Origin of the sequence: Papillibacter cinnamivorans DSM 12816 (assembly GCF_900176335.1) — a bacterium.
Lineage (GTDB): Bacteria > Bacillota > Clostridia > Oscillospirales > Oscillospiraceae > Papillibacter > Papillibacter cinnamivorans.
Map to the genome: position 1 here is coordinate 57,624 of NZ_FWXW01000004.1, position 15,062 is coordinate 72,685.

At 43.2% G+C, this 15,062-nt stretch carries 16 protein-coding genes and 1 tRNA gene; 9 read left to right on the plus strand and 8 right to left on the minus strand.

The window, feature by feature from the left end; genetic code table 11:
• Positions 1-72: 72 nt before the first annotated feature.
• The 3 genes from pyrB to B9A13_RS07120 all read right to left on the minus strand — a co-directional run bounded on the left by pyrB (position 73) and on the right by B9A13_RS07120 (position 2,228).
• Entirely contained in the window at positions 73-1,134 is a 1,062-nt protein-coding gene (gene pyrB, locus B9A13_RS07110; protein WP_242942814.1) for an aspartate carbamoyltransferase, read from the minus strand.
• A 146-nt stretch (positions 1,135-1,280) separates the two neighbouring features.
• The gene (locus B9A13_RS07115; RefSeq protein ID WP_084234458.1) at positions 1,281-1,853 is read right to left on the minus strand and encodes a xanthine phosphoribosyltransferase; all 573 of its coding nucleotides are present in this window, start codon (positions 1,851-1,853) and stop codon (positions 1,281-1,283) included.
• Positions 1,854-1,877: 24 nt separating this feature from the next.
• On the minus strand, positions 1,878-2,228 hold the full coding sequence (locus B9A13_RS07120; protein WP_084234459.1) for a Smr/MutS family protein: 351 nt from the start codon (positions 2,226-2,228) through the stop codon (positions 1,878-1,880).
• 755 nt (positions 2,229-2,983) lie between these two features.
• Between B9A13_RS07120 and B9A13_RS07125 the strand changes: the two genes are divergently transcribed.
• A tRNA-Ser gene (locus tag B9A13_RS07125) sits at positions 2,984-3,071 on the plus strand.
• 74 nt (positions 3,072-3,145) lie between these two features.
• Here B9A13_RS07125 and B9A13_RS07130 read toward each other — a convergent pair.
• From B9A13_RS07130 to dinB, 5 genes are all read right to left on the minus strand, one after another.
• Positions 3,146-4,348 (minus strand): tyrosine-type recombinase/integrase, encoded by a 1,203-nt coding sequence (locus B9A13_RS07130; RefSeq protein WP_084234460.1) that lies wholly within the window; start codon positions 4,346-4,348, stop codon positions 3,146-3,148.
• A 93-nt stretch (positions 4,349-4,441) separates the two neighbouring features.
• Positions 4,442-4,672 (minus strand): helix-turn-helix domain-containing protein, encoded by a 231-nt coding sequence (locus tag B9A13_RS07135; RefSeq protein ID WP_084234461.1) that lies wholly within the window; start codon positions 4,670-4,672, stop codon positions 4,442-4,444.
• A 473-nt stretch (positions 4,673-5,145) separates the two neighbouring features.
• Entirely contained in the window at positions 5,146-5,571 is a 426-nt protein-coding gene (locus B9A13_RS07140; protein ID WP_084234462.1) for a sigma-70 family RNA polymerase sigma factor, read from the minus strand.
• 348 nt (positions 5,572-5,919) lie between these two features.
• Complete coding sequence (locus B9A13_RS07145) at positions 5,920-6,231, minus strand: hypothetical protein (protein WP_084234463.1); 312 nt, start codon at positions 6,229-6,231, stop codon at positions 5,920-5,922.
• A gap of 17 nt (positions 6,232-6,248) precedes the next feature.
• Positions 6,249-7,493, minus strand: coding sequence for a DNA polymerase IV (gene dinB / locus B9A13_RS07150; RefSeq protein ID WP_084234464.1), 1,245 nt, complete (start codon positions 7,491-7,493; stop codon positions 6,249-6,251).
• A 168-nt stretch (positions 7,494-7,661) separates the two neighbouring features.
• On the opposite strand from dinB, the gene B9A13_RS07155 reads away from it, so the two are divergent.
• The 8 genes from B9A13_RS07155 (at position 7,662) to B9A13_RS07190 (ending at position 15,062) form a co-directional block, all read left to right on the plus strand.
• Positions 7,662-8,099, plus strand: a complete 438-nt coding sequence (locus tag B9A13_RS07155; RefSeq protein WP_084234465.1) for a helix-turn-helix domain-containing protein — start codon at positions 7,662-7,664, stop codon at positions 8,097-8,099.
• Between the two features lie 147 nt (positions 8,100-8,246).
• Positions 8,247-8,792, plus strand: coding sequence for an ImmA/IrrE family metallo-endopeptidase (locus tag B9A13_RS07160; protein ID WP_084234466.1), 546 nt, complete (start codon positions 8,247-8,249; stop codon positions 8,790-8,792).
• On the plus strand, positions 8,789-9,058 hold the full coding sequence (locus tag B9A13_RS07165; protein WP_084234467.1) for a hypothetical protein: 270 nt from the start codon (positions 8,789-8,791) through the stop codon (positions 9,056-9,058). The genes B9A13_RS07160 and B9A13_RS07165 overlap by 4 nt, the downstream gene beginning before the upstream one ends.
• Before the next feature lie 137 nt (positions 9,059-9,195).
• Positions 9,196-9,429, plus strand: coding sequence for a helix-turn-helix domain-containing protein (locus tag B9A13_RS07170; RefSeq protein ID WP_084234468.1), 234 nt, complete (start codon positions 9,196-9,198; stop codon positions 9,427-9,429).
• Complete coding sequence (locus B9A13_RS07175) at positions 9,413-11,404, plus strand: site-specific DNA-methyltransferase (protein WP_084234469.1); 1,992 nt, start codon at positions 9,413-9,415, stop codon at positions 11,402-11,404. Before B9A13_RS07170 ends, B9A13_RS07175 begins: the two co-directional genes overlap by 17 nt.
• A 1-nt stretch (position 11,405) precedes the next feature.
• Positions 11,406-13,706, plus strand: a complete 2,301-nt coding sequence (locus B9A13_RS07180; RefSeq protein ID WP_159448061.1) for a DEAD/DEAH box helicase family protein — start codon at positions 11,406-11,408, stop codon at positions 13,704-13,706.
• A 190-nt stretch (positions 13,707-13,896) separates the two neighbouring features.
• The gene (locus tag B9A13_RS07185; protein WP_084234471.1) at positions 13,897-14,175 is read left to right on the plus strand and encodes a DUF1905 domain-containing protein; all 279 of its coding nucleotides are present in this window, start codon (positions 13,897-13,899) and stop codon (positions 14,173-14,175) included.
• A gap of 470 nt (positions 14,176-14,645) precedes the next feature.
• Positions 14,646-15,062 (plus strand): recombinase, encoded by a 417-nt coding sequence (locus B9A13_RS07190; RefSeq protein ID WP_084234472.1) that lies wholly within the window; start codon positions 14,646-14,648, stop codon positions 15,060-15,062.

Here is a 15,062-nt window from a genome sequence, read left to right on the forward strand (position 1 = left end):
TTAGAATAATAGCATAGTCGGCTATGAATTGTCAACATGAAATTTCTCCGATACCGGCGTGTTCGCACTCGGCTAAAGCCTTTTATCGCAGTATCCGCAGCACTCCATGCCCCCCACGCTGCTTACCAGAGGAGGCAGGTAGGGTTCCGTCTGAGTGATGCAGTTGGGGTTCCGGCAGAGGGGCTCTCTGCCGATGGCGGCGGGCTCCGGCACAAGGCGGGGAAGTGATGTCATCTTGCGAAGAAGTGCCATCCGGGCGAACATACCGAACCGGGCCTGGGCGAAATAAACGGCTCTGGGATCCTCGTCCACCTCAATGTCGATTTCATCCACCCGGGGGAGGGGATGCATGATAAGAAGATTCGGTTTGGCGTTTCTGAGCTTGCGCCGGTTGAGCACATATACGCCCTTGTTCCGCTCGTATTCCAGGGGATCGGTGAATCGCTCCCGCTGTACCCTTGTCATATAGAGAACGTCCAGCTGAGGCATGGTGGCGTCCAGGCCCGTGACCTCGATCCACCACTGGTTGTGCTCCTGCATGTAGGCCCGGATGTAATCCGGAATCGAAAGCTCCCGCGGGGAGATCAGGAAAAAGCGGATGTTCCGGAACTGGGAAAGGGCTTTGATGAGGGAGTGCACCGTCCGTCCGTTTTTCAGATCACCGCACAGGCCGATGTTCATTCCGCCCACCTCGCCCCGCAGGCGGGTGATGGTGGTAAGATCCGTCATGGTCTGAGTGGGATGCAGATGCCCGCCGTCTCCGGCGTTGATGACCGGTACGTCCGAGTATAAAGAGGCCGCCCGGGCCGCGCCTTCGCGGGGATGCCGCATCACCAGTACATCCGCATAGCCGGAGCACATCTTGACGGTGTCCTTGAGGGTTTCTCCCTTGGCGATGGAGGACTGCTTGGGATCGGAAAAGCCAAAAATACTACCGCCGAGACGAAGCATGGCGGTTTGAAAAGAAAAACTTGTCCGTGTACTGGGCTCGTAAAAAAGGTTGGCCATCACCTTTCCGCGGCAAGCGTCGATGAATTTTTCCGGACGGTCGATAATGCTGCAGCAATCGGTATAGAGATCGTTCCATTCTTCCAGGGACATGTCGCAAAAGTCAATCAAATGCCTGATTCCCATAGAAGTACCTCCCTGTGTATACGCTTCCATATATTTTAGCACAAAGTCCCAAAGGGGGCAAGGGGATGACCCCTGTTTTTCGGCAGCCGCAGGCTCAGAGCAGCATGAAAAAGCGAACCGGAAATATCCGGTTCGCTAAATGTTAATCAATCTCTTAGAACAAGTTTGCCGTTTTCCACCTTGTCGACAACGGCCAGGGACTCCAGCCGGATCCCGATCTGCCGAAGGATCCTTCCGCCGTCCTTGCCGCCCTTCTCGATTACAACGCCCACGCCGGCAACCTCCGCCTTGGCCTTCGCCACAATTTCCAGAAGCCCCAGAATAGCCTGCCCATTGGCCAGGATATCGTCCGCAATCAGTACCACGTCGTTTTCGTCCAGGCACTGCTTGGAGACCCGAAGGGTATACCCCTTGCTGAGGGAAAAAGAATGGATCTCGGATTCATAAACCTGGGGGCTCATATATCCGGTCTGAAACTTTTTGGCGTACAAAGCGGGAACGCCGAGAGCCCGCGCCGTAAAACACGCAATCGCTATGCCGGAGCTCTCCACCGTCAGCACCTTGGTGATCCCGGCCCCCTTGAAGCGCTTCGCCAGTTCCTCGCCTGCATCCTCCAAAAAAACGGTGTCCAGCTGATGGTTGAGAAAAGTATCCACATGGATGATGCCGTCTTCTCCGACAACGGCGTCGCTCAGAATCCGCTTTATGATATCGCTCATTTTACATTCCTTTCCTGTACCCGGCTATAAAATGACTATCGTGATCCCGTTGTTGTGGCGCTCCAGATCCCGGTCGCGCCTTAAATCCTGACAGAGGAGAAAAGCTGCCCGGGTGTTTTCGTCAAAGATGGAAAACTGCTCTCCGGTAATATAGTTCTTGATATGCCGTCTTTGTTTGAGCGATTCCAGATAACGCCGTGTCTCGATCCGGATTTTCCCGCCCGTACCGGAGGAACCGTATCCATGTATAATCTTGACCGCTGCGGCTCCCAGGGAGACGCTGTTTCTGAGCTCAAAGGTGAGGCGTTTGATGGCCGCATCCGCCTGGGGCATTCCCAGCTCCAGATTCACTTCCCGCAGATAGCCGTCAGCCATAAAAACCTCACACTCGATCGGAATGTATTGCCGCCTGCGGCAGAAATATGATAAGCGATGTATGCTCAGCATGCCGTGCAGACTGTCCACTACATAAATATGCCGTTTTCGGCCCCGTATGTGTAATGCGGAAAAGAAATCGGAGCCGTCCGGACCGCATGAGCAGTTTATTTACTTATTATAGCAGATTGGGCAGGCAATCACAATAAAAACGAATGACAATTGACAAAAAGTTCGGAATGATGTATTTTAAGTAATGCGCCATGATTAAAACGCCCAGCAGGAAAACCGAATCAGTCCGCGGCCAGCAGCGCGGTTTTCGGCCGGGCAGAGTATCGGTGAAACCTTCCGGCACCACAGATGGAAATTACATGGAGCGGTATCGAAGTGGTCATAACGGCCCTGACTCGAAAATGTCCGCCGCGTTGGTGAGCTGTGAAATCAGAAATCCTTTGTTTTCAAGGCTTTCCGGGCTTTTTTTAAACCGCTATTCCGAAAATACTGCATTCAATTGCTAGCAATGCCCTGTTTTTCGAAGCATTTTCAGGGCTGAAAAAACTCAATATGGAGAGGTACCCAAGTGGTCGAAGGGTCCGCACTCGAAACCGAAAGCGATATGTGGTAACCTAAACTCCGAAAGCGTTGATATGACTCGTTTTTATGAGTCGGTTTGACAATTGAATACCCATTGTTCTCTCCATCAGTTCTCTCCTTTTTCCGAGGGATTTCTGAGACCTGATGTTTGGAGATATATTGGAGGGTTGTCCGAGTGGTCGATGGTGCGACTCTCGAAAAGTCGTGTTCCGAAAGGGACCTAGGGTTCGAATCCCTAACCCTCCGCCAAAAACCCGCGGTTTTCCTCAGTTTGAGGGAAGCCGCTTTTTTCTTTGCTTTCAGAGAAGACTTGTTTTTTGTCATTATTTTGGTTGGATAGAGCCATTATTCTGTTCAACCTCCTTCGGTGTTTCAATGACGAAATTCAATCCATCGACCATAGCCTGAGCTGATGAGATTTTTGAGTTATAGTCCAGATGTGCATAGATATTGGCCGTTGTCGAGAAATCACTGTGTCCAAGCCAATCTTGTATCTGCTTCATCGGAACATTGTTTGCAAGCAGCAAGCTAGCGCAGCTGTGTCTCAAATCATGGAAGCGAATTCTTCTTAAGCCATGATCTTCTAGCAGCTTAGGAAAGGCTGTGGTGATATACCCAGGACGAAGTCTAACACCTAGCTCATTGACACACACGTAATCCAGGTAGTCTTTGCTATAGGATCTTCCGCATAACTTTCTGTTAAATTCCTGTTTTTCCTTCATAGCTAAAAGTTTTTCTTTGAAAGCTGGGACTAGAGGCAAAGTTCTCATGCTGGATTTATTCTTGGTTGAATCTTTTGCTTGAATGATATGTTTGCCATCAAGATTAAAAGCTGTAACAGTGTGTTTGATTACTAATGAGTTATTTTCAAAGTCAATTGCGCTCCATTTTAGACCGACCACTTCGCTTCTTCTAAGTCCGTAGAAGGCACCAAGTAGGATCGGGATCTCCAGGTTCGTTCCTTTAGCTGCTTCAAATAGCTGATTGACTTCTTTGGTATCGTAGAAGCTCCCCACAAACCGTTCCTGCCTGGGTCGTTCAATTTTACTGGCTGGATTCGTTGGGATCAGCTCAATCTTAACTGCATACTTCAGCGCTTTGTGAATGATTGCATGATAGTGTATGACTGTGCTAGCCTTCACTCGCTTTAGTTGCAATGTATAGAAGTCCTGGATATCCTTAGGCTTCAAGTCAGTTAGCTTGATTTTTTTCTCTTCGAAATATGGTAATATGGCTGAATTTGACATACCTATATAGCTTGAATAGGTGGTTAATTGGATTGTGCTTTTGGCTATCTCCAGCCATTGTTTGAGAAAGTCACTGAAGAGCATATCTTCCGTCGGAACTGGGATGTCCGGTTCGAAGGTCTTTCTCGCTTCCCGCAGTAATTCCTGAGCCCGTTTCTTATTCCCTTTTACGGGCAACTTCGTAGAAATCCATTTGTTCTTGCGCTTTCCTTCATGGTCCTTGTAAGTAAGCACCATGTAGAAATAGCCTTTCTTTTCTTGCAGGTGTCCTGCTACCATTATAAAAACCTCCTTTGTTTGTAGCTCCGATTACCTGCCGTTGACACTTTGAGCGTATCATGGGCAAGTTGCTCCATGCAATGTTGTGGAGGTTCAAATGGATGGCTGTTCATTTCCGACTCTGAGATACGATATGATGTGCGCTTTGGGGATGCGATAGGTCCGCCCAATTTTGATATAGGTCACGTCACCGTTTTTCAGGAGCTTATAACCTGTCTTGGTGCTGACACCAAGAATTTCACACATTTGATCAATATTCATCACGTCGGGATAATCTTTGAGCATGAGGCTGTAGGCGTCCTTACTGGATAAAGTGGTGCTCATGCAAAAACCTCCCTTCACTTAATAGAGAACAGCCGCACCTGAATCAATCTTTCCGCTAATTTTATGCGGGATCTTTCAGGGTGCGGCTGCTGTATTTGATTCTTGTTCTTTGGATGGACCGGACAAGCGCTGGCATACGCTCTCATAGGACTTTCACCTCCCTCCATTCTGATGGCGGGCCGTACTCATTGCCTGCGACGGTTTGATCACGCTCGGACTGTGACTATACGGAAGTATCATTATCTGATGCACAAGGTCATGGCCAGCCGATCTGCCAAGATCGACCAGCAGCAAGGGTATTTGTCGCTCTCTTCGTGAAACGAAGGTCATAGCGTACCTGCTGCCTGGCTTGTCCTTGCGGCTCATGCACCAAAGGTATCCGGTTCTCTTATATGAAGTTGTCAAAGATCGATTTTATGAGAAGATAAAAGTCCCTCTCATAAGCCATGAGATTTGAAGGTCATTTTTAAACCCTATTCCTCAAAATTTTTCAATTCTTTTTCTAAAGACTTCAATCCTTGGCTAATGGACTTACAGACAGCCATAACACTGACGCCTTCTGCTTGGGCAATCTCAGTCTTGCTCATCTCCAGAAAGTAGTAAGCATAGATTCGTTTGGCTTGGATATCCGGCAGCTTTGCGATGGCAGAATGCAGCTCCTGCTTCGTCATCTTCCGCTCATAGATCTCATAGGGTGACAGGGAGACAAAAATTGCTTCATGCTCGATCCCGTCATCCCGATCCAGTGAATATTGGGACTTGTTCCAATAAACTTTTCTCTGATAATTCAGCTCTTTGCGTTTGGATTCTTCGAAGATCTCAGCGATCTCATCATCGACCATGACAAAACAGTCATTCTCATAAAACGGGTATACGTCCCGCAGATTAATCTTTTTCATTTTCATTCTCCTTCTCGTTGTTGGCTTGTTAGCGGCGAACAAGAAGGAGGCGGCGGGCTGCGGCATCTCGGTGAGGCAAGACAGCCAGCTCTATTCACTTGGCTGTAAATAAACATGACAGGCTCCTTTTGGCAGGGAGCTTGTCATTGGTGAAACACTGCCAAAAAAGCTGATTACTGAATAAAAAAGGCCGGATGATCCTCTCAATTGAGTAATCATCCGGCGGTGGTAGCTCAGTGAATCGGCTCCGGTGCTCGGTATCGATTGATATTCAGTTGTTCATTGCCTGTTTGTGCGGTGGTCGCTACTTCAATAAGTGCGCCGGTGCTCCATAATCAGATAATGAGTTCATCCCTGGTCTGCGACGACTGGAATGGTTGCGACTTTTCCGCACATCTCACATTTAATGGTGACAATGCTTACGCTGTCGGTGGTGACGTCGAAAAGCCGTTTCCCGCAGTGGGGACAATTGATGGCTTTGTAGAGTTCGTCAAAGGCTTCTTTCTCTGCTCCAAGGACGATCTCGGTGGTCCTCAGACAGTCTGACTTGTAGGGGCAGACCTTTTTATTGCTGCACTTGATCAGAATCTTCAGTTTTGAGCCTTCTATGGTGTCAAAGAGTCTTCTTTCTCGATTACATTTGATCTTGACGGTTCTCATTGGGTATCCCTCCTGTACTAGGCGTACATGATGCCGGGCATGATGACCTCATGACTGCTGTCTCCAGATGCTTTCATACTGCCTAACAGGGAGGCTGAATAGATCGACCATTTCCCAAAGCGACCTCGTATGATCTCGATGGTATCATCCAGTTTTTCCAGCCTTGCCCGTCTGGCAGCATCATCAAAGAGCATCAGCTGCTGTGGCATGAATTTGGGTTCGAGGTTGATGGCGCGAACAGTTACTGCCCGTACAAATGTATGCCAGTCGTAGTTATTTTCAAACAGATACCGTGCTGCTGAGGCAATCTCCATGGGGCTTTGGGTCGCCATGGGCAGCTGCATCTGATATTGACGATAGGATAGGGTATTGTCCTTCACTGTGATTTGGACGCCATTGGTTTTCATGTCATGGACTCGCAGCCGATGGCTGATGTCCTGGGTCAGGTGGAGCATTACTTTCCAAACCTCATCATTGGTTTCCAGGTCTGAGATGCAGGTCGTGCCATGTCCAATGGATTTCACCGGTGAATGGAAGTCGTTTTTCATCACACGCGACTGATCATCGCCGTTGGCAAAGAACCAGAGCATCTCTCCGTTCTTGCCCAAGGTGCTTTTCAAAAAGTCTCGCTGAGCCCTGGCCAGCTCTCCAATGGTCTTGATGCCGTAGCGACTAAGCTTCTTGTCGGTCGCACGTCCTACATAGAAGAGATCTGAGACCGGAAGCGGCCATACTTTCTCTTGAAAGTCATCTCGATTAATGACGGTGATGGCGTCCGGTTTTTTCATGTCGCTGCCAAGCTTAGCGAAAATCTTGTTGTAGGACACGCCGATACTGACGGTAAGACCTAACTCCTCTCGGGTTGTGCGCCGGATCTCCTCCGCAATAGAGAGAGCACTTCCACAGACGCCTAGACTGCCGGTCACGTCCAGCCAGCACTCATCCATGCCATAGGGCTCAACCTGATCCGTATAGCGTTGATAGATCTCCCGGGTAAGCTTTGAGTATTTCAGATACTGCTCATATTGCGGTGGAACCATGATGAGACCAGGGCATTTCTGTCTGGCTTCCCAGTTGACCATGCCTGTCTTGATGCCTGCTTTCTTGGCTTTTTCGGATTTGGCCAGGACGATGCCATGGCGGTCCTCTGTTGATCCGCAGACTGCAATGGCTTTATCTCGCAGTGTTGGATTCAGCATGGTTTCTACAGAGGCATAAAAGCTGTTCAAATCGCTATGGAGGATTGCTCGATCATGTGCCATAAAACCCTCTCCTTCCCGTGTTTTTATAACTTCTTCGTTGACAGATGAAGTTCAGGCGGTTATAATGAAGATAACTTCATCTCTAAGCTCAATATTAACAGGCTAATGAAGAATAGTCAATACAAAAATGAAGTTGTTGAAGTTATATTCATACGGGAGGCAACAAGAATGAAAACTTTCTCAGAGAAGATTAAGGAAGCTCGAGAGGGATTGAAGCTCAATCAGCAGCAACTGGGTGAGCTCGTCGGTGTTTCTAAGCGCTCCATTGCGGCTTATGAGACAACAGACACCAAGCCCCGTGGTAATATTGCCAGCAAGCTGGCTGGCGCACTCCAGGTATCAGTGGACTATCTATTGAATGATGAGATCACTGATCCAAAATACGGCATAGAAAAAGCTCCCTACGTCGAAGAAGCGCGGGAGCGATTAGGGCCGAAGGCAGCCCGGGAGATGGATACCCTGCTGGAGCAGAACGTTGCATTATTTGCTGGTGGCGAACTTGACCAAGAGGCGAAAGACGCGTTTTTCGAAGCCGTCATGAAGGCATACCTGAAATGTAAGGATGATGCCAGAAAAACCTATGGCAGAAAGAAAAAAGAAGATTAGAACTTCATACTGATTCACTCAGACAGCTATACCATTTCGATCTATGGAGTTGCTGTCCGTATTTTTGGACGGACAATTTGCTTTAATAGTCTTAAAGGAATCTTTCCTGGGTGAGGATATGAATTCAGTTCATTTGAAGGTGATTACATGTCGATTGAAATTATTTGTCGGGAAGTCTCCCGGTTAATGCAAAAATATGATGAGCCTGATCCCTGGAGGCTGGCTAATGCCATGGGGATCATCATTGACGTGCTGCCCCTCGGGAAGACGCAAAACTCCTGCAAGGGTTTCTTCCTGTATCAATCAAGAAAAAAGCATATAACCATCAACAGCGATCTGCCCGAGACAGTTCAACGCATTATCTTGGCTCATGAAATCGGCCATGCTGTTCTGCACCATAAAGCAGCTAAGATGAAGACTTTCCATGATTTTGCGCTTTATGATACGTCATCCCAGATGGAGTACGAAGCCAATCTTTTTGCTGCAGAATATCTGCTGGATGATGATGTGGTTGCGGATCGCCTCAGTGAGGATACCTTCTTCTTTTCCGTTGCCAAGGAACTGGAAGTGCCGCCCGAACTTCTGGACTTCAAATTTCGAATCCTCAAGCGAAAGGGTTGGCTGATTGAGTCACCCATTCATTCCAATAGCGATTTTTTGAAGCATATATCGGACCGAGGTGAGGACACATGAATTCGGAGGCAAAAGTCTATGTAGCCGTCATTGCTTCCTTTACTGAAGAAGGAAATCTTTTCCCGAGGAAGCTCCGTTGGGAAGATGGCCGGGAATATTTGATTGATAAGGTGCTGGATGTCCGTCCGGCTGCCGCCCTGAAGGCCGGTGGGCAAGGTGATCGCTATACAGTCCAGATCAACGGTCACCCGAGCTATTTATTCTTTGAACGGAGTCCAAATATCAGCGGAACAAACTTGGGGAGATGGTTCGTAGAGAGAAAGTAAAAATTGGTCACTGTTGATAAATCAACTTTGCAGGATGTGCAGTACTGGATAAGTAGTTTTTTATGGCTTAAATCTAATCAATATGGTATGCTTTTAAAAGCATTATGCTTATAAACTCCAACCAAAGGATGGTGTATATGGCTATTACTTATAATAGACTATGGAAACTATTGATTGATAAAAATATGAGTCGAGTTGAGTTAAGAGATGAGGCACAAATAAATCGTTCTACATTGGCCAAAATGGGGAAAAATCAGCGTGTGAGTCTTGAGGTGCTTGAAAGAATTTGCCATGTACTTCAATGTGATTTTGGACAGATTATAGAATACATCGACGACAAACGGAGGTTAGATAATGATAAACAAAGATAACATTACGAACTTAGAAATATTATCCAATCAGGAATTAATTGCAATAATAAATAAGATGGTTGAACGAGGTGTTTCACTCAGCTTTTTTGGAAAAAAGAATGCTCAATATATTGAAAAGAAAGTTAAACCACGACAAGTTGAAGTAATTCAAGATTTGTCTTGTTCAAAAACCGCAAACCGTAATAAATTAATTGAAGGTGAAAACCTCCAAGCTATGGTGACACTTTATAAATACAGAAATTCAGTGGATTTGATTCTAACCGATCCTCCTTACAACACAGGAAAAGATTTTAGGTATAACGATAAATGGGATGAGGATCCTAATGATCCTTATTTAGGTGAACTTGTAAAATTGGAAGATGGATCACGTCATACGAAGTGGATGAAATTCATGTTGCCAAGGCTTCAAATGATGAAAGCTATGCTTAAAAAATCCGGAGTACTGGCAATATGTATTGATGACAGAGAATTGTATCATTTAGGGATGCTACTTGATGAAATATTTGGTGAAGACAATAGGATTGGGATTATTAACTGGCAAAAATCTTATTCACCAAGAAATGATAATACTCATATTTCAACAGCAACGGAATATGTTCTTGTTTACGCAAAAAATCTTGAGTATGCAAACACTTCTCTTTTATCAAGAACAGATAAAATGAATAGCATATACACAAATCCAGATAAAGATCCAAATGGAGATTGGACGAGTGGCGATCCATGTGCAAGAACACCAAATTCCAAAGATAGATATGCAATTCAATCCCCATTCACAGGAGATTTACATTATCCAGGCACAGGATCCTGGCGCTTCAAGAAAACTGATATAAAGGCAGAATTAGAATCCTGGGGAATAAAGTATGTTGAAAAATCATTAAATGATGGAAGGGCAAAGGCACTTGTAATTAAAAATGGGATCATCCCAGAAATTCCTGTAAATCAAAATCTAGACGATCAAACTACCATCGAATTTCATGGTGAAGCAAACAGCATAATGAAAAAAGGGTTTGCAGTAGCAGAAAAAATACGTATAAATGGAGTTTATCCTAAAATATTCTTTCTAAAAGAGGGAAAAGGAAGGCCACGTTATAAGCGTTACTTAAGCCAAGTTAAGAAGGGAAGAGTTCCTTTAACATATTGGGCGGATGAAGATTATGAAGAAGAATTTATATTAGGTTGTCAATCATGGCCGTATGAGGAAAGTGGTCACAGCCAAACTGGGATAAGAGAATTAGATTACGTCGTTGGTAAAGGTCACGGGTTTACGACTGTGAAGCCCTTAAAGCTATTTGAGAAAATTATCCAACTTTGGTGTCCTAATGATGGGATCGTATTGGATCCGTTTGCAGGTTCAGGGACAACGGGTCATGCCGTAATGGAACTTAATGCACTAACTGGTTCAGAGCGAGCTTTTATATTGATTGAAAAGGGTGAAGAATCGGATGATTACACTAGATCATTAACACAAGTTAGGCTAGCTAGAGCAATATCTGGAGAACGTGTAGATAAAGATGGAAAAATAAGAGTACTTGAGTCGCCTATGAGTGAAGGGTTTGATTATTGGTTTTTAAAACGTGAGGTTGATGCAAGTACTATATTGAAAATGCGAAGAGAAGAAATTATTGACGTAATTTTAACGTCTCATTGGGAAGAGGATACTAAGAAAAGCGCCTATAATTTAGAGCGATTCCAAGACAATGATTTTAAATATCTCGTGGGCAAGAATTTAAGAAATGAAGGGTTTTTTATCATCTGGGATGGCGAAAAATCAGTCGGACAACTTGATATTAATGTTCTAAAAACGATCGCTAATGAAGCAAAATTAGGTAGTGTTAAGCCACCATATCATGTTTACGCACGATATCAACTATATCAAAGTCCAAATGTAATGTTTTATCAAATTCCTGATAAGATACTTGCACACCTTGGATTAAATGAAAATAGCGATAGGTACAACAACGAAGAGGAGGAATAACATGATAGAACTTTTTCAATTTCAGCAAGAAGCAGCTGAAGTATTATCTAATAGAATGATTTCTTATCAAATGGACCCGTTGTTAGTCAGCAAAGAAAAGAGCATTCCGCTATATACGGTTCTTCAATCAATTACTGGTTCTGGAAAAACAATCATTTTAGCAGAAATGCTAGAGCAATTTCGAGCACAAAGTGACCATCAGCCAATAATATTATGGGTTTCTAAAGGTAAGGTTGTAGTCGGCCAAACATTGGAAAATTTCAGTGATGGTGGCAAGTATTCACAAAATATACCAAATTATAAAGTGATTCCGCTTCTAGATTGTACAGAATCTGATATTAAATCTAATGAATCTTTATTGTTAATAGCTACCGTTGGAAAGTTTAATCAAAAGGATAAAGATCAAGGAGATAGAAGAATTTTCCAAACAAATCTGGATAAAGCTGATTCATCATTGTGGGATTTACTCAAACAAAGGTCTGCCGGTGAAAACAAAAGAGAATTAATAATAGTATACGATGAAGGGCACAATTTATCAGATCAGCAAGTTGAACTCTTATTGGAGCTAAATCCATTGGCAATTGTAGCTGCGAGTGCGACTACAAAAGTACCAAATGCTCTTGAGTATATTGTTACGAGATTAGAATATGATAAAGCCTTAAAAAAAGAAGATTTAGTTACAGTAATAAATAACAAAGATGTTGTTGAGAGTGGCTTAATTAAAAAGAATATATCAATTTCTGGGTATCTTACACCGATGGAAGATGCCATCAAATCACTGCTAGATGACTTCAAAGAAAGCGAAGATGTCTCAGTAAAAATCGGCACACCTTTTTTGCCTAAAGCCATCTATGTAAGTGATACAAATATGATAATGAATCGTTCAATGGTAGATGATGTTAATTTGCCTTTTGATCAAAGACAAGCGCGCCCAATCCAAATATGGAAACAACTTGTGAAATCAGGTATCGATCCGGAAGAAATAGCTGTATATTGTAATCTGAAATTCGATTCCAGTTATCCAGCCCCTAATAATTTCCACTTGTTCTCTGGTGGAGATAACGACTACGAATTATTTTCTCAAGGTCAATATCGACATATTATATTTAATCAAACACTACAAGAAGGATGGGATGATCCCAGTTGCTGTTTTGCCTATATTGATAAAGATATGGGATCGACAACTCAAGTAACCCAGATAATCGGTCGAGTTCTAAGACAACCGAACGCGCAGCATTTTCCAGATGAGTTATTAAACACTGCAAACTTTTATATAAAGACAGATGAAAGAGAATTATTCAGAGAAATCATTGATGACATTCAAAAAACTTTGGTGGCGGAAATGCCAGCTGTTAATTTTTCATATCATCTATCAAAAAGTAATACATCCAGAAAAATTGCAATATATCCGAAAAATGTTATGGATTTGCCAGCTATTTCTATTGATTCAAGTGACGCAAAAAAGGAAATCGATACAATCATTAATCAAATGAATGACTATAGAAATGATGCAGTAAATACGATAGGAGAAGGTGAAAAAATTACAGTAAAAGCATCAATCGGCAGTGATTCTAATTTAGATTCCCATACAGTAGCATCCTCTCACAGCAATAAAGTAACAGCACGATGGATATTTAAACGACAGATAGACAAACATGCTAAAAAAGCGATAACCCTTTGTGATTTAGCAGATCCTAAATTTGATGCGTTGATAGAATACAACAGTAATGCAGCAAATTATGTTCGAAATTTAGCAGATCAAATTGTAGGAATTTATAGAAATCGTTCAAAAATAGTGCAGGTACCTTGGGATACACAGCCGGTTGGGAGTGTCTTTGACGGTAAGGACTCAAAGGACTTCACAAATGGATTACATCATAAATATTCAGGATTTAATGACTTCGAATTGAGATTTGCTACAGAGTTAGATGCGTTAGGGTTGATGTGGATGAGAAATCCAGCAAATGGGTTTTTAAAAATACCACTACTTGACGGCAAAGGCACAGAAAATTTTAATCCAGATTTTATTGTATGGGATACAAAGACTATTTTCGCACTGGATACAAAAGGAAAACACTTGGTAATGGACGAAAGTCGGAGAAAATTATTTTTCATTGAAAACCTTGGGGATGAAGGTGTAAATATTTCTGTTAAATTTATAACTGAAGGAAAGTATGACGACCGTGGACACCTTATTGATCCTAAAGGTTATTCTGTGTGGAAACTAAAACAAGGAATTGTCAGGGTCGAAAACTGTACCTTATTGTCAGATGCCGCACGAATTTGTGTTGAGCAAAATTGAGTTTACAATTGTTGGCAAGCAATGCAAGTGTTTATACACTTGCCAAAATCACATTTGATTTTTTATCCTGGGAGAATCCCAGACCCATTACTACAAGTTGAATGAATCATTCATCAAGTAACAATTTCGTGGCTTTTAGTAAAATTATATATCTATTTGAAAAATTTTAAAGAAAGGAGCTGAACTCGTAATGATAAAGATTGTTGATAATCAAGAACTCAAATTGGAATATAAGAGAGGATTTGGAGCGTGGACATACCACCTTAGAATTCCAGGGACTGCAGATATTGAGGGGAATTGGGGTTTTCTAAAGGTATCCGGGACAATTGACGGTTATGAAGTAAAAAGCATTAATTTGGCTCCAAGGAAAAATGAAGACAAGATAATCTCGATCAATAGAAAGATTAGAGAGGCAATCGGTAAAAGCGGCGGAGATACAGTTAATGTGACTTTGTTTTTGCACGATTAAAATACTTGAAACATCTGACACAAATGATTTTAAAAGGGAAATACTTGGTGGCAACGCTGGCACTTTGTCAGATAACACAGTATTTAGGGCTTGCTCAACAAACCAATTTTCATCAGTAAGTCGAGCAAAGGTTGAATTGGATTTTTGAAAAAGCCTAACGAAGATAATTAAAGACAAACCAGTATAATTATTCATGGAAGGGTCAATTGAGCTGCTATTAGTTATTAATACGGATAAAATTGATTTGTCTGGTGCATGACGGGAGGAACCACAATTGGATTATTACTTACCCGGAACACCATAATCCAGTATAGGCGGCAACCCTGTTTTGAGAGTTCTTACAGGAAATGAATGATGGTAATTATGTTGCATTTGAAAAGTATGTAGAAAACATCATTGTAAATTCAAGGGATGAACTGATATTTAAATTAAAATGTGGGCTTTCCCTTAAAGAGAGGGTGGTGAGGTAAATGGCCTATGTTCCATACGGATATACAATTACGGAAGGTCTTGTTGCTGTCGATGAGAAGGAAGCAGAGCAGGTGAGGATGTTCTTTGAAAAATACATTTCAGGACTTTCCCTTGCTGTGGCCGGTGAACAAGCTGGTATTCAGAAGACACATTCATCCATGGGGCTTATTTTGAAAAATATCAGCTATCTTGGTAATGATGTGTATCCTGCAATCATCGATAGAGAAACATTCGATAAAGCTGAAGAAGTCAGAAATAAACGTGCAAAGGACTTAGGAAGGATTGCAGAGCTTGCAGCATTCACATCTCCTTCACCTATAGAACGATTCAAGATGAGAAAATCAGAAGGTAAGCTTCCAGATGATCCAGTAGCGCGAGCGGAGTACCTGTATAGTCTGATAGAAAGCGAGGTGTAA

What these genes read in the sequence shown, in the direction of transcription:
- B9A13_RS07160 (WP_084234466.1), top strand. Translation starts at nt 8,247, where the DNA reads ATGTCGATTGAAATTATTTGTCGGGAAGTCTCCCGGTTAATGCAAAAA.
- B9A13_RS07170 (WP_084234468.1), top strand. Translation starts at nt 9,196, where the DNA reads ATGGCTATTACTTATAATAGACTATGGAAACTATTGATTGATAAAAAT.
- B9A13_RS07140 (WP_084234462.1), bottom strand. Translation starts at nt 5,571, where the DNA reads ATGAAAAAGATTAATCTGCGGGACGTATACCCGTTTTATGAGAATGAC.
- B9A13_RS07175 (WP_084234469.1), top strand. Translation starts at nt 9,413, where the DNA reads ATGATAAACAAAGATAACATTACGAACTTAGAAATATTATCCAATCAG.
- pyrB (WP_242942814.1), bottom strand. Translation starts at nt 1,134, where the DNA reads ATGGGAATCAGGCATTTGATTGACTTTTGCGACATGTCCCTGGAAGAA.
- dinB (WP_084234464.1), bottom strand. Translation starts at nt 7,493, where the DNA reads ATGGCACATGATCGAGCAATCCTCCATAGCGATTTGAACAGCTTTTAT.
- B9A13_RS07165 (WP_084234467.1), top strand. Translation starts at nt 8,789, where the DNA reads ATGAATTCGGAGGCAAAAGTCTATGTAGCCGTCATTGCTTCCTTTACT.
- B9A13_RS07180 (WP_159448061.1), top strand. Translation starts at nt 11,406, where the DNA reads ATGATAGAACTTTTTCAATTTCAGCAAGAAGCAGCTGAAGTATTATCT.
- B9A13_RS07155 (WP_084234465.1), top strand. Translation starts at nt 7,662, where the DNA reads ATGAAAACTTTCTCAGAGAAGATTAAGGAAGCTCGAGAGGGATTGAAG.
- B9A13_RS07130 (WP_084234460.1), bottom strand. Translation starts at nt 4,348, where the DNA reads ATGGTAGCAGGACACCTGCAAGAAAAGAAAGGCTATTTCTACATGGTG.
- B9A13_RS07190 (WP_084234472.1), top strand. Translation starts at nt 14,646, where the DNA reads ATGGCCTATGTTCCATACGGATATACAATTACGGAAGGTCTTGTTGCT.
- B9A13_RS07145 (WP_084234463.1), bottom strand. Translation starts at nt 6,231, where the DNA reads ATGAGAACCGTCAAGATCAAATGTAATCGAGAAAGAAGACTCTTTGAC.
- B9A13_RS07115 (WP_084234458.1), bottom strand. Translation starts at nt 1,853, where the DNA reads ATGAGCGATATCATAAAGCGGATTCTGAGCGACGCCGTTGTCGGAGAA.
- B9A13_RS07185 (WP_084234471.1), top strand. Translation starts at nt 13,897, where the DNA reads ATGATAAAGATTGTTGATAATCAAGAACTCAAATTGGAATATAAGAGA.
- B9A13_RS07135 (WP_084234461.1), bottom strand. Translation starts at nt 4,672, where the DNA reads ATGAGCACCACTTTATCCAGTAAGGACGCCTACAGCCTCATGCTCAAA.
- B9A13_RS07120 (WP_084234459.1), bottom strand. Translation starts at nt 2,228, where the DNA reads ATGGCTGACGGCTATCTGCGGGAAGTGAATCTGGAGCTGGGAATGCCC.